Source organism: Microbulbifer regidiadema (SeqCode) (assembly GCF_052466995.1).
On record NZ_CP174297.1, the window covers coordinates 3,794,232 to 3,807,289 of the forward strand.

Genomic DNA, 13,058 nt, shown 5'->3' on the forward strand with positions numbered 1-13,058 from the left:
GCTTTTTTTATGCTGTGTATATTACAGGGGGGCTTTTGCGTAGCGCGATAATGTCTCTGCGCGCCTGCGGGATTTGTAGAGTTTTGTAGTTGCTCGCGAATAGAGCTTTAACAATCTGCGTATTGCAGTTGGGGATAGCAAAGTCAGTTACCCAAACGAAAAAAGGCCGACTCTTGCGAGTCGGCCTTTTTGGAATTGGTGCCCAGGAGAGGACTTGAACCTCCACGACCGTTAGGTCACTAGCACCTGAAGCTAGCGCGTCTACCAATTCCGCCACCTGGGCAAATCAACGTGTGCTCCGTTGAGGACGCGAACTATAGAGATATGCCCCCCCTGTGTCAACGGTTGTGTTGCGCTTTTTTCAACATTTTTTTCATGGGTCGGGAAAATCGGCGAAATCGCTTATAATGCGTGCAATAGCGGCGAATTATTGACCAGGAAACCACCATCAGCGCCGCCTTTCTTTATGCCGGATAATCTCCGGAGGTTGCCAAACCTGGGCAACTGCCCAACAACGGATGCTGTTTTGACTCAAAAAAATACCTCAGACCCCCTCAATGTTGACCCCCATGCCCAGCGCGAGGCGGAGAAATACGAAAAACCGGTGCCCAGCCGGGAGTACTTGTTACAAATCCTGGAGAAACAGGCGGAGCCGGTGCCCTGGGAAACAGTGGCCGACTTATTGGAGTTGACCGACGAGGACCGCCGCGAAGGCGTGCGGCGGCGCCTGATCGCCATGTCCCGGGACGGACAGATCGCCAGCAACCGCGCCGGGGACTTTGGCGTTTTGGATAAAATGAGCCTGATACGCGGCCGGGTTATGGGCCACCGGGATGGTTTTGGTTTTGTGATCCCCAGCGACGGCGGCACCGATCTCTTTTTATCCCACCGGCAGATGCGCAAAGTCTTCGATGGTGATGAAGTACTGGTGCGGGAAGCCCCCGGTGGTTTTCGCGGCAAGCGCGAGGGCGCGGTCGTTCGGGTGATCAAGCACAATACCCAGCAGCTGGCCGGGCGCTTGTACCGGGAGAAGGGTATTTGTTTTGTGCGCCCGGATAACCCCCGCATTAATCTCGATATTATGGTGGCCTCTGCGGATACTGCCGGCGCCGCTCACGGCCAGTATGTGGTGGTAAATATTGTTACCCAGCCGGGCCGGGATAGAGTGCCCCAGGGGGAGATCAGCGAAGTGCTCGGGGATCACCTCGCCCCGGGTATGGAGATCGATGTCGCAATTCGCAATTACGGGATTCCCCACACTTGGCCCAGTGCACTGACGGCGGAGGTCAATGAGATCGCCGATGAGGTACTCGAAGAACATAAAAAGTCGCGGGTGGATTTGCGCCAGTTGCCCCTGGTCACTATCGATGGCGAAGACGCGCGGGATTTTGATGACGCGGTCTATTGCGAACTACTCCCCGACGATAGCTGGAAATTGTTGGTGGCCATTGCCGATGTCTCCTACTACGTGCGCCCGGGTAGCGCGCTGGATGAGGAAGCGCACAGCCGCGGAAACTCGGTGTATTTCCCGGATTTTGTTGTGCCTATGCTGCCGGAGAAATTATCCAACGGCCTCTGCTCCCTAAACCCCGACGTCGACCGGCTGTGTATGGTGTGTGAAATGCACATCGATCGCAGCGGTGCGATTCGCGATTACCGTTTCTTTGAAGCGGTGATGCGCAGCCACGCACGCCTGACTTATACCCAGGTAGGGCAAATACTCGACGAACGGGATAACCGCGACAGCGGCGCCCGCAAGCAATTTGCGAGTTTGACCCCGCACCTGGATAACCTGCACGATCTTTACCTGGCGCTGCGCGGAGCGCGGGAGCGCCGTGGTGCCATTGATTTTGAGACCACAGAGACGCGGATACTATTTGACGCACAGCGAAAAATTGAGCGGATTATCCCACTGGTGCGTAACGACGCGCACAAATTAATTGAAGAGTGTATGCTCGCGGCCAATGTCTGCGCGGCGAGCCTGATGGAGCTATCCGAGCTGCCCGCACTCTACCGGGTGCACGATGCGCCCAAAGAGGAGAAGCTGAGCAATTTGCGCGAATATTTGGGTGAGTTGGGTCTGCGCCTTCCCGGTGGCAGTGAGCCCCAACCCAAAGATTTCCAGGACCTTATGGAGCAGATCGAGGGTCGTGCGGATGCCCATATTATTCAGGTTATGCTGCTGCGCTCTATGAATCAGGCGGTTTACCAGCCGGAAAATCGCGGACATTTTGGCTTGGACTACCCGGCTTACGCCCATTTCACCTCCCCGATTCGCCGCTACCCGGATCTGCTTCTGCACCGGGCACTACGCTGGCTGGTGCGCAATGGCAGCGCCAACCCAGCTGCGGTGGCCAAAAAAGTGTACTCAGTGCCCGGGGCCAAGCCGATTGCTCGCGAGCAGATTCTGCCCTACGACATGGCAGCCATGTTGCAGTTGGGCGAGCAGTGCTCCCTGACTGAGCGGCGCGCCGATGATGCGACCCGGGATGTGCTCAGCTGGCTCAAGTGTGAATACCTACAGGATCACGTGGGCGAGACCTATTCCGGTGTGATCAGTGCGGTCACCGGGTTTGGATTATTTGTGGAGTTGGACAATCTCTATGTGGAGGGCCTGATCCATGTGACAGCCCTGCCCAAAGACTACTACCGCTTTGAGCAGGCGCATCAGCGCCTTATCGGAGAGCGCAGCGGCAAACGCTACCACCTGGGTGACTCTGTTACCGTGCAGGTGGCGCGAGTGGATCTCGAAGAGCGCAAGGTGGATTTTATCCTGAATGAACTGGTGCCGCGCGCCAAGCGCGAGCTAAAGAAAAAGAGAGAGAGTACGCGGGTGAGTGCCCGCGCAATGGAAATGGCAGTAGAACACCAATTAGAACGCGAGCGCCGGGGCCGCGACAGCAAAGAGAATCCCCGCAATACCAGCGCCAACCCCTGGGCCAAACACAGCGAAACCACCGCGAAAGCCTCGCCTTTCCGCAAGCGCAAAGTGGGTTCTGCTGAAGTTGTCCCGGTGGAGGCCAGTGCTGAAATCCCCGTAGAAGAAGCGGAACCGATGCCGCCGGTAAAAACGGGCAGTGAAGACGGGAGGGGAGAAGAGGCCGAGCCCAAGCGCAAGCTCAAAAAGCGCACCCCGACGCGCAAGGGCGGAAAACGTCCGGCAGTGGCCGCCCGCAAGGCCGCGCAAAAGGCCGAGAAGGCCAAGACCCGCTCGGGCAAATTGAAAAAGAAGAAAAAGAGTTCTTCTGGCAGTAAAAAGAAAAAGTGATCGAGGCATAAATTGAGTCAAGAAGTGATCTACGGCCTGCACGCGGTGCAGGCCCTGCTAAAGGGTTCCCCGCAGAATGTATCGGAGCTTCTGCTGCTGCGCGGTCGCAAAGATCAGCGCTTGCAGAAAATAATTCAGCAGGCGGAAAAGAATGATATCGCCGTGCGCTTTATTGACCGGCGCGCGCTGGATGAAAAGGTTGAAGATGACGCCAATCACCAGGGGGTGATTGCCCTCTGTTCCAGTAAGGCAAAGGTTCACGATGAAAAGTTTCTGTTCGAGCTGCTGCAACAGTTGGATCAGCGCGGCGAAGCGCCTTTTCTCCTGGTGTTGGATGGCGTGACCGATCCACACAATTTGGGCGCCTGCCTGCGCTCGGCTGAGGCCGCTGGAGTGCATGCGGTAATTGCCCCAAAAGATAAATCGGCGGGGCTGACCCCAACCGCCCGCAAGGTGGCCTGTGGTGCCGCCGAAGTCTTGCCCTTTGTCACCGTGACCAACCTGGCCCGCGCGTTACAGCAGTTGCAACAGGCGGGGGTATGGATCTATGGCGCGGCCGGTGAGGCGACCCAGGATGTGTACCAAAGCCAGTTAACCGGCCCCCTGGCACTGGTTATGGGCGCAGAGGGCAGTGGCCTGCGGCGCCTGACCCGGGAGCATTGCGATCACCTGATCAAAATTCCTATGGCGGGCGAGGTCAGCAGCTTAAACGTTTCGGTTGCCACCGGGGTCTGCCTGTTTGAAGCGGTGCGCCAACGCAACGGCTGAGCGACCTGGTTGATCTGCACCGCCACAGGAAGTTTATCCCTGGGGGTGCAGATTGATATCGATATTGGCTCTGTACCGGTAAGCTATTTTCTTAATAGCTCCGGGTTTCGGTGATATTGCTGATAAAGTCTCGCTAGGCTTATTATTGGTATTTTTGTACCAGCTCGCTGTTTGTTATGGGGAGCATTATGCTCAGTGCCTGCCTTGCATCCCCGGCTTAAAACTGCCTGAAATCTTGTTATAGCTGCGGGTATTTTAAATATATTGATAAACACCCTCTGCGCTATTGGCCTGGTGAATACTTGTTTATTTTTCAGAGGGTATTTTTAATAGATAGATTGAAAGTCATCCGGACTGCAATTGAGCGAAGGCGAACCTGGCTAGAATAAAAACCTATATATTTAGCATAAATTAGATCTCAGGTTCTGGTACAAATAGGGTGTTTTTCAGTTTTTAGCCGGTACAAGATTACTTATTGATATAGCTATATTCAGCGGCTTACTTGTTCGTTTTTTTTTTAATAGATGGGTGGGGGGTTATCCTTCCAGCCGTTGATTTTTTATGCTGCCTATTCTGCTTATATTTAGCGGAATAACTTGGATACTGAGAGCCGTTTGCATTGCTATATTCGGTTTGGCTTCATATTATATCCGTCTTTAGTGGAGGGGATTATATGAATGGAGTTACAGGCCAATATCAATCTTGGTATTTGCACATTTTGCATATTTTACGTTTTGGGCTATTAACGCTTGCAGCTGGCTTGCTCAGTGCCTGTGGCGGCGGGGGGAGCAGTGGTAACAACGGTGGAGGCACGACATATCCCGTTCCGGATACTATTACGCTGGAAAGTGTTGGCTTGGAACAGGATAGCGCGAATGAATACCAGTATTCTTTAACCGCCTATTACAGTGATGACTCCTCTAGCGATGTCACCGCCGATGCGGACTGGTCTGTAAGTGATACGGACCTGGCAACGGTTGCGGCCGGACTGGTCACGCCACTGCACAGTGGCTCATTTACCCTGACTGCCACCTATGAAGGGATGAGTAAAACGGTTGATATCGAGATAGACCCTATTTTCCAGAGTGTGCAGCTGGATAGGGATGCCTCGAATTTTGATCAATACTATCTCACTGCCTACTATGACGATGATAGTTCAGTGGACGTTACCGAAGAGGCCGACTGGTCACTCAGTAATGTTACCGGCTCGGCCACGGTAGAGGCCGGCCTAATCACCGCAGTGGGGAGTGGCTCAGCCACCCTGAGCGCCACCTATGAAGGTGAAACGGCGGATATAGAAATTGAACACCTTGTCTATGTGCGTGAAGTCTTTCCCTCTGAGTATGAGTTTGCTGCATTAAAAAATAATGGTTCGGTAGTGTCATGGCCCGATAATTATTCTTTTAGCGGTATTTTTTTTAGTGATGTTAGTGATAGCTTAACCAGCGATGTCGCAGCAATTTTTTCTACGAAGAATGCCTTTGCAGCATTAAAGTCCGATGGTTCTGTTATCACTTGGGGAACAGCGATTATTGATGGCGGAGACAGCAGCTCTGTAAGTGCCAGCCTAGCGGATGGTGTTGTTCATATTTATTCAACGGATACCGCGTTTGCGGCATTGAAGTCCGATGGTTCAATTGTTACTTGGGGCAATGCTGGTGCTGATAGTCGTGCGGTAAGTACCCAGTTAGCCAGTGATGTTGAGGAGGTTTATTCAACTAGGTCGGCTTTTGCTGCACGAAAATCAGATGGCTCTGTCGTAACCTGGGGAATTGAGGGGGGCGATAGCAGTGCGGTAAGTGCGGAACTCTCCAGTGATGTAGTGACTGTTTTTTCAACAGACTTTGCCTTTGCTGCATTGAAGTCCGATGGCTCTGTGGTGACCTGGGGGGGAGTTACTGCGGGCGGCGATAGCAGTGCGGTGAGCGCAGAACTCTCCAGTGATGTAGTGACTATTTTTTCAACAGACTTTGCCTTTGCCGCACTCAAGCCTGATGGTTCTGTGGTGACTTGGGGAGATAGTGATATGGGTGGCGATAGTAGTGCGGTGAACGAAGAAATTTCTAGCGATGTTGTGCAGGTCTTTGCAAATAGCAAAGTTTTTGCGGCACTAAAATCTGATGGTTCAGTCGTTACCTGGGGTGATGCTGACTGGGGTGGTGATAGTAGCGATGTGAGTGATCAGCTGACGGGTGATGTAGATATAATTTATACCGCTGAACGCGCTTTTGCAGCGCTTAAATCCGATAGTTCAGTCGTTACTTGGGGTGATACTGACTGGGGTGGTGATAGTAGTGAAGTCAGTTCTGAGTTAACGGATATAGAAACGATCTATACCGGTGCATTAGGCTTTGCTGCATTAAAGCCTAATGGATCGGTGATATCCTGGGGCGGTAGCGCTGATACTAGTAGTGTTAGTGAGAATCTGGAAAGTGGTGTGTTAGCTGTTTTTACCACTAGGGATGCCTATACAGCGTTGAAAGACGATAAATCTGTAGTGACTTGGGGCGATGATTCACAAGGCGGTGACAGCAGTGAAATCAATTTCTACTAAATGACGATTCTCTTATTTAGCGAAAGCTATTGACTGCTTGCTGATATTAATTTTACTTATTGATCAAGTAGATAGTGCGAGCAGTTAGGCTTGGCGCCGACAATCACAGCAATGATGATTGTCGGCGCGCTTAAGTTTCTTAACAGAGCCTATCTCCTATCTAGTGTGCTGTATTAAATAGATTTCTGATTTGAGAGTGCTTGGTGTGCACGCTCCACTTTCAATAAAATTTCCTCAGCAGATTTCGTCCACACAAAAGCTTTCTTGGCTTCATTATGTGTTTCAATAAATTTCAGGATAGCCGTTTCCAACTCCTTGACTGAGGTGAATACCCCTCGGCGCAACTGCTTCTCTGTGAGTAATCCAAAAAATCTTTCCACCAGATTTAGCCAGGATGAACTGGTCGGAATAAAATGAAGATGAACTCGTTTGTTTCTCTTGAGCCAGCGCTTTACATTTTCATGCTTGTGAGTCGCGTAATTATCGACGATAAGATGAAGATCCTGTTCTTTGGGTGTTTGCTTTTCTACGGTCTTTAAAAAGCCTAAGAACTCCTGATGACGATGGCGCTTTCTACACTCACCTATGACCTCACCAGTCAGCGTATTAAGGGCGGCAAAAAGAGTGCTTGTCCCGTGACGTTTATAATCATGGGGCATGGTGCCACACTGCCCCGGTTTCATGGGTAGTCCAGGCTGTGTCCGATCCAGGGCCTGAATCGAGCTTTTTTCATCCACACAAAAGACAACCGCATTTTCTGGCGGTGACATATACAAGCCAACAACATCGCGTAATTTTTCTTCAAAAGCAGGATCGTTACTCACCTTGAACTTTTCGGTTAGATGAGGCTTAAGGCCCACTTCCTGCCATACCCTGCTGACAAAAGAGTGGTTAATTCCTAAGACTTTCGCCATGCCTCGCGTTGTCCAGTGTGCCCCATCCTTTGGCTTACTTCCTGTCGTCATCTTGATAATTTTCGAGCGGAGTTTTGCCTGCTCTTCTGAATTCTTACCGCCATGATTAGCCCCCCTGGGCAAATCCTTCTCTATACCTGCCAGACGCTTTTCTGCAAAACGATTGCGCCATCGGCCCACCGTATTGACATCAACGCTTAACTTTTTCGCAATTTGGTAGTTGGGAACCTGCTTGGCAGCGAGCAAAATAATCTTTGACCGCTCAGCCAATCTCACCGATATTTTTCGACTTTTTATATTCTTTTCTAACTGCTTTTTTTCTTCCGGTGATAAATTGATTTCAACTTGAGCTGGCATTGGTCTTCACTTAATCGCTAAATGAAACTCACATTATATATCAGTAATCTATTTAATATACTGCACTAGAGTAATACTGGTTGTCGGCACGTTTGAGCCTTATATAGAAACCATCCATTATCTTCTATCCAGCCGACAGCTAATTATCGGATCATTCGCCAAAATCGAGCGAAAATTGGTTTAAAGCCAACCTGCCGTTGCGGATTTGTCGAGCCCAATTTTTAAAAAGTCTATATGGCCAAGTATAGCGCCTCTCCCTAAATTAAATAGCATAAAAATTTTAGTATCTCTTCTTGATCGTTTTGCAATAGCTGGTGCAGCCGTACCTAAATATTTGTCGGTTATTTTGTAAGGGGGCGTTATTTTTTTAAGTGCCGTTTATATTGCTATATAGAATGTGAGTTTTTATTATGCCCGCCTTCACAGGAGGAGCTTTCTATGAATGGAATCACAGGCCAATATCAGTCTTGGCATTTACACATTTTACATATTTTACGTTTTGGAATATTAACGCTTGCTGCTGGCTTGCTCAGTGCCTGTGGCGGTGGGGGCAGTAGTAGCGGTGGTGGAACAGATACCGTTACGCTGGAAAGTGTTGGTTTGGAGCAGGATAGCGCGAATGAGTACCAGTATTCTTTAACCGCCTATTACAGCGATGACTCCTCTACTGATGTCACCGCCGATGCGGACTGGTCTGTAAGTGATACTGACCTGGCAACGGTTGCGGCCGGACTGGTCACGCCACTGCACAGTGGCTCATTTACCCTGGCTGCCACCTATGAAGGGATAAGTGAAACGGTTGATATCGAGGTAGACCCTATTCTTCAGAGTTTGCAGCTGGATAGAGACACCTCTAATTTTGATCAATACTATCTCACCGCCTACTATGACGATGATAGTTCAGTGGACGTTACCGAAGAGGCCGACTGGTCACTCAGTAATGTTACCGGCTCGGCCACGGTAGAGGCCGGCCTGATCACCGCAATGGCGAGTGGCTCAGCCACCCTGAGCGCCACCTATGAAGGTGAAACGGCGGATGTAGAAATTGAACACCTTGTCTATGTGCGTGAAATTGTTTCCTCTTGGATTAGCTTTGCGGCACTAAAAAATAATGGTTCGGTGGTGTCATGGCCCGATGATTACTCTGGTTCAGCTACTAATTTTAGTGAGGTTAGTGCCAGCTTAACCAGTGGTGTTGTAGAAATTTTTTCTACGGGATGGGCCTTTGCAGCATTAAAGTCTGATGGCTCTGTTGTTACCTGGGGGACTGAGAATTCTGGTGGAGACAGCAGCTCTGTAAGTGCCAATCTGGCGGATAATGTTGTTAATATTTATTCAACAGAAGATGCATTTGCAGCACTGAAGTCTGATGGCTCTATTGTTACTTGGGGGGATAGTGACTCCGGTGGGGATAGCAGTGCCGTTAGTACCCAGTTAGCCAGTGACGTTGAAGAAGTTTATGCAACTAGTAGAGCTTTTGCTGCGCGAAAATCGGATGGCTCCTTTGTAACCTGGGGAAGTAGTAACTCAGGAGGGGATAGCAGTGCGGTGAGCGCGGAGCTCTCCAGTGATGTGGTGACGGTTTTTTCTACAGGTTATGCTTTTGCTGCACTGAAATCCGATGGTTCTGTAGTGACCTGGGGGGACTCGGATGATGGAGGGGATAGCAGTGCGGTGAACACAGAAATTTCCAGTGGTGTGGTGACGGTTTTTTCATCGTACTTTGCTTTTGCCGCACTGAAGTCCGATGGCTCTGTGGTGACTTGGGGAGATGAAGATCGCGGTGGTGATAGCAGTGCGGTGAGCGCAGAACTCTCCAGTGATGTTGTACAGGTCTTTGCAGCTGAGAGCGCTTTTGCGGCACTCAAATCAGATGGATCGGTGGTCACCTGGGGTGAAGCTGACTACGGTGGCGACAGTAGCGATGTAAGTGGCCAGCTTGCGAGCGATGTAAATAAAATCTTTGCATCCAAACTTGCTTTTGCTGCGGTTAAATCTGATGGTTCTGTTGTCACTTGGGGGGACAATGATTGTGGCGGCGATAGTAGCGAAGTCAGTTCTGAGTTGACTGGTGATGTAGAAACAATCTATCCCAATTTTGGTGGCTTTGCCGCATTAAAGACGGATGGATCGGTAGTAAGCTGGGGCTTTACTAGTTCCGGTATCAGTAGTGTTAGCGATCAATTGGCGTCTGGTGTATTGACTATCTTTACGAATGCTGCAGCCTTCGCAGCATTTAAAGACGATAAGTCCGTGGTGACTTGGGGATATAGTGATTTTTTCGAAGATTTTGGCGCTGATAGCAGCGCCATCGATTTTTATTAAGCAGGAATTAGCTTGCTGATATCAACCCTGCTTGTTGATCAAGTAGATATTGCAGGCAATTAGCCTTGTGCCGACAACTAGAGTAATACTGGTTGTCGGCACGCTTGAGCCTTATATAGAAACCATCCATTATCCTCTATCTAGCCGACTGCTAACTGGTGGGGCATTCGCCAAAAAGGGCGGCTAACCAAGACTTGGAAATAAATATTTTCGCCCTGTTGTTTATGCGGGATTATTTAAATAAAGGCAGAGTTAAGGGTGTTGTAGTCGAGTGTTTGGTCAAAGAAATTATTACCAATTTCCATCGATATCAGCTGTTTTAATGAATCGCTCAAATGGCCGTAAACAGACTGGAACAATACCGGCCCGGTGCTAAAGCGCTTTATGCCTGCGGCAAAAAATTCCGATATCGGGGCCATACCTGGTAGCAACATAATATTCAGTGGCAGGTCGATACCTGCTGCCAGGCGCCTCGCTTCGTCAACTGCGCTAAGTCCCGGTATAAAGCCGCTGTCAGCACCTGAGCTTTTATAGAGTTCCAATCTCTCTATACACATTTTTATCGCTTGATCACCGCTGGCGAGAGCATTGAGATAAACATCGGTACGCGCATTAATAAAAAGCGGGCGGCCGTTAAGTGCTTGGCGAATAGCGCTAATCTTTTCGCCGAGAGATTCCGGCGTGTCTTTGCCATCTTCAATATTGATACCTGCAACGCCGAGCGCCACCATTTTACAGGCCAGCTCCGCTACCTCTGCGGGGTTTTGGGAGTATCCATCCTCAATATCCACGGTTAGCGGTAATGAGGTTACACGGGCAATACGTGCGATAGCGTTTAAGTGTTCCTCGACTGGCAGCGCACCGCCGTCGGCATACCCCAGTGACCAGGCTAGGGCGGCACTGCTGGTGCCCACGGCTTTGGCGCCTGCATTTTTACAGAGTAGAGCGCTGGCGGCATCCCAGGCGTTGGGCAGGATCAGGGGGGCAGCGGCTTGGTGCAGCTGGGTAAATGTGTTGAAGGGACTGCTATTCATCGGGGTAATCTCTTGGGCGATACTGTTTCAGCGGTGAATTTACCGCTCAAGAGCACTGCTCACTGGCCACAATCGGAACTGGACAGTAAAGCGGAAAGACATATGCCGATATTGATCGAGGTATGGCGGTAGGGGGAGGGGGGCAAATGTTATTAGTCCCTAACAGAGAAAGCCATAAAAGCTCTCTCTGTTAGGGAAGCGAGAAATCAGCTCGGAGTGGGCTCTTTATTATTCAACCACTGCTGTACCGCCTCAATTACCGGGGCGGGATTCTTGATCCAGCTGAGATGTGGATTGCCTTTGGGGTAGGTGGGTTGCATCTCGCGGGTTTCACCATCGACGATCGCGGCTAATTTACGCGCGGCTTGGATCGGCGCGAAGGGGTCGCCGTCCAGTGCGATATGCAAGGTGGGCTGGTTTGTTTTCTCCATTTGCCCAAAGCGATCCTCCGGCGCGAAGCGGCCGCTAAAAATGGATCGGGCCCAGTCCTTCATCAGTCTGCGCGCCTCGTGCCAGCCGAACCCCATACGCGCACCGGGGAAATAACCCAGCAGGCTTGAGGTAATACTGGCAATCGAGGCGAAGACTAAGATGGCGCACTTGTGCAGGCCGCGCCAGCTGCGGTGGTCGACATGGCCGGCGGCGATACTGACAACCTTGGCGTTGCCGGTGAGACCGGCGCGCGCCGCCAGAGTACTGGTCTGGCCGCCAATACTGTGACCGAGAATAAGTGCTGGGCCCTGGGGGAACTGCTGTTCCAGCAGTTCGATCAACTGCGGGATAAATGAGAACACCAGGTCGTTGTAGCCGTAGTCGGCTTTGCGGTGGGGTCTGGGCAGGCTCTCCCCGGTGCCGGGCAGTTCGCTGATGGCGGTGCTGTAACCGAGTTTTTGCAGCTCCTCCAGCAGAAGGCGATAGCGGTTGGCGGGGACTCCCATAGCGGGGAGTACTAATACCAGTGGGCTGTCGCCATTGCGGGCGGTGGTGACCGGCACCTGGAAAGGGCCAAAATTTAGAATATGGGTTTGTTGGGGCATGGTACTTCTCCCGTTAATGCCGGGCATCATAGGCGAAGCGAGCTTGCCAGACCCATGACCAGACCGAGCAGTACCATGTCTCAATCTGCCAAATCCGCCGCCAAATAAAGTGACAGGTCGGTCAATCTTGTGTAACCGCTAACGGGGTTAATAGAGGCGCTTAGCTCGAAGTAATTGATCAACCTGCAACCGGGTAGGCGAAGGCACTGGGCTTGAAGTAATTGATCAACTTGCAACCAATCCCACAACTGCCTAGAATACGCCGCCCGCAATAGGCTCGGTTTATCCGTGCCCGTTGTACTCCTTGCCTCATCGGACTGTCCGAGAGGCTGATTAACCCGTAAGGAGCTAAAATGCGTCATTACGAAATTGTATTCCTGGTTCACCCGGACCAGAGCGAGCAGGTACCTGGCATGGTGGAGCGCTACACTGCGTCCATCAAGGAGAGCGGTGGACAGGTTCACCGTCTGGAAGACTGGGGCCGTCGCCGTCTGGCTTACCCGATCAACAAGATCCACAAGGCTCACTACATTCTGATGAATGTAGAATGTACTGAAGAAGCCCTTGAGGAACTGACTACCAACTTCCGTTACAACGATGCGGTTATCCGTAATCTGGTAATTCGTGAAGACGAGGCGATCACTGAAGAGAGCCCGATCATGAAAGCGGAAAAAGAAAGCCGTGAGCGCAAAGCTGCCCGTGCAGAGCGCACCGAGCGTCGCGAGCGCGCCGGAGAAGAGAAAGCTTCTTCCGACGCAGAAGCTTCTTCCGATAACGCTGAAAGCGAAGAGTAAGGGGATT

General features: G+C 51.1%; 8 protein-coding genes and 1 tRNA gene. 5 read left to right on the top strand and 4 right to left on the bottom strand.

What is annotated here, in order from left to right:
• Positions 1-196: 196 nt before the first annotated feature.
• Positions 197-283, bottom strand: a tRNA-Leu gene (locus tag ACJJIK_RS16515).
• A gap of 243 nt (positions 284-526) precedes the next feature.
• Between ACJJIK_RS16515 and rnr the strand changes: the two genes are divergently transcribed.
• The 3 genes from rnr to ACJJIK_RS16530 all read left to right on the top strand — a co-directional run bounded on the left by rnr (position 527) and on the right by ACJJIK_RS16530 (position 6,590).
• Entirely contained in the window at positions 527-3,268 is a 2,742-nt protein-coding gene (gene rnr / locus ACJJIK_RS16520; RefSeq protein ID WP_444929377.1) for a ribonuclease R, read from the top strand.
• A gap of 12 nt (positions 3,269-3,280) precedes the next feature.
• Complete coding sequence (gene rlmB / locus ACJJIK_RS16525; protein ID WP_444929378.1) at positions 3,281-4,036, top strand: 23S rRNA (guanosine(2251)-2'-O)-methyltransferase RlmB; 756 nt, start codon at positions 3,281-3,283, stop codon at positions 4,034-4,036.
• Between the two features lie 673 nt (positions 4,037-4,709).
• Entirely contained in the window at positions 4,710-6,590 is a 1,881-nt protein-coding gene (locus ACJJIK_RS16530) for an RCC1 domain-containing protein (RefSeq protein ID WP_444929379.1), read from the top strand.
• 173 nt (positions 6,591-6,763) lie between these two features.
• Here the strand turns inward: ACJJIK_RS16530 and ACJJIK_RS16535 are convergent, their stop codons facing one another.
• Positions 6,764-7,861 carry an IS630 family transposase gene (locus ACJJIK_RS16535; RefSeq protein ID WP_444929380.1) on the bottom strand — a complete coding sequence of 366 codons (1,098 nt, stop codon included), beginning with the start codon at positions 7,859-7,861 and terminating at the stop codon, positions 6,764-6,766.
• Positions 7,862-8,299: 438 nt separating this feature from the next.
• Between ACJJIK_RS16535 and ACJJIK_RS16540 the strand changes: the two genes are divergently transcribed.
• On the top strand, positions 8,300-10,186 hold the full coding sequence (locus ACJJIK_RS16540) for a hypothetical protein (RefSeq protein ID WP_444943363.1): 1,887 nt from the start codon (positions 8,300-8,302) through the stop codon (positions 10,184-10,186).
• Between the two features lie 236 nt (positions 10,187-10,422).
• On the opposite strand, the gene ACJJIK_RS16545 is transcribed toward ACJJIK_RS16540, so the two are convergent.
• Entirely contained in the window at positions 10,423-11,220 is a 798-nt protein-coding gene (locus tag ACJJIK_RS16545) for an isocitrate lyase/PEP mutase family protein (protein ID WP_444943364.1), read from the bottom strand.
• Between the two features lie 206 nt (positions 11,221-11,426).
• Positions 11,427-12,257, bottom strand: coding sequence for an alpha/beta fold hydrolase (locus ACJJIK_RS16550; RefSeq protein WP_444943365.1), 831 nt, complete (start codon positions 12,255-12,257; stop codon positions 11,427-11,429).
• A 353-nt stretch (positions 12,258-12,610) separates the two neighbouring features.
• Between ACJJIK_RS16550 and rpsF the strand changes: the two genes are divergently transcribed.
• Positions 12,611-13,051: a 30S ribosomal protein S6 gene (gene rpsF / locus ACJJIK_RS16555; protein ID WP_444929384.1), complete on the top strand. Its 441-nt coding sequence runs from the start codon at positions 12,611-12,613 to the stop codon at positions 13,049-13,051.
• Positions 13,052-13,058 lie beyond the last annotated feature (7 nt).

What these genes read in the sequence shown, in the direction of transcription:
- ACJJIK_RS16540 (WP_444943363.1), top strand. Translation starts at nt 8,300, where the DNA reads ATGAATGGAATCACAGGCCAATATCAGTCTTGGCATTTACACATTTTA.
- ACJJIK_RS16550 (WP_444943365.1), bottom strand. Translation starts at nt 12,257, where the DNA reads ATGCCCCAACAAACCCATATTCTAAATTTTGGCCCTTTCCAGGTGCCG.
- ACJJIK_RS16545 (WP_444943364.1), bottom strand. Translation starts at nt 11,220, where the DNA reads ATGAATAGCAGTCCCTTCAACACATTTACCCAGCTGCACCAAGCCGCT.
- rpsF (WP_444929384.1), top strand. Translation starts at nt 12,611, where the DNA reads ATGCGTCATTACGAAATTGTATTCCTGGTTCACCCGGACCAGAGCGAG.
- ACJJIK_RS16530 (WP_444929379.1), top strand. Translation starts at nt 4,710, where the DNA reads ATGAATGGAGTTACAGGCCAATATCAATCTTGGTATTTGCACATTTTG.
- ACJJIK_RS16535 (WP_444929380.1), bottom strand. Translation starts at nt 7,861, where the DNA reads ATGCCAGCTCAAGTTGAAATCAATTTATCACCGGAAGAAAAAAAGCAG.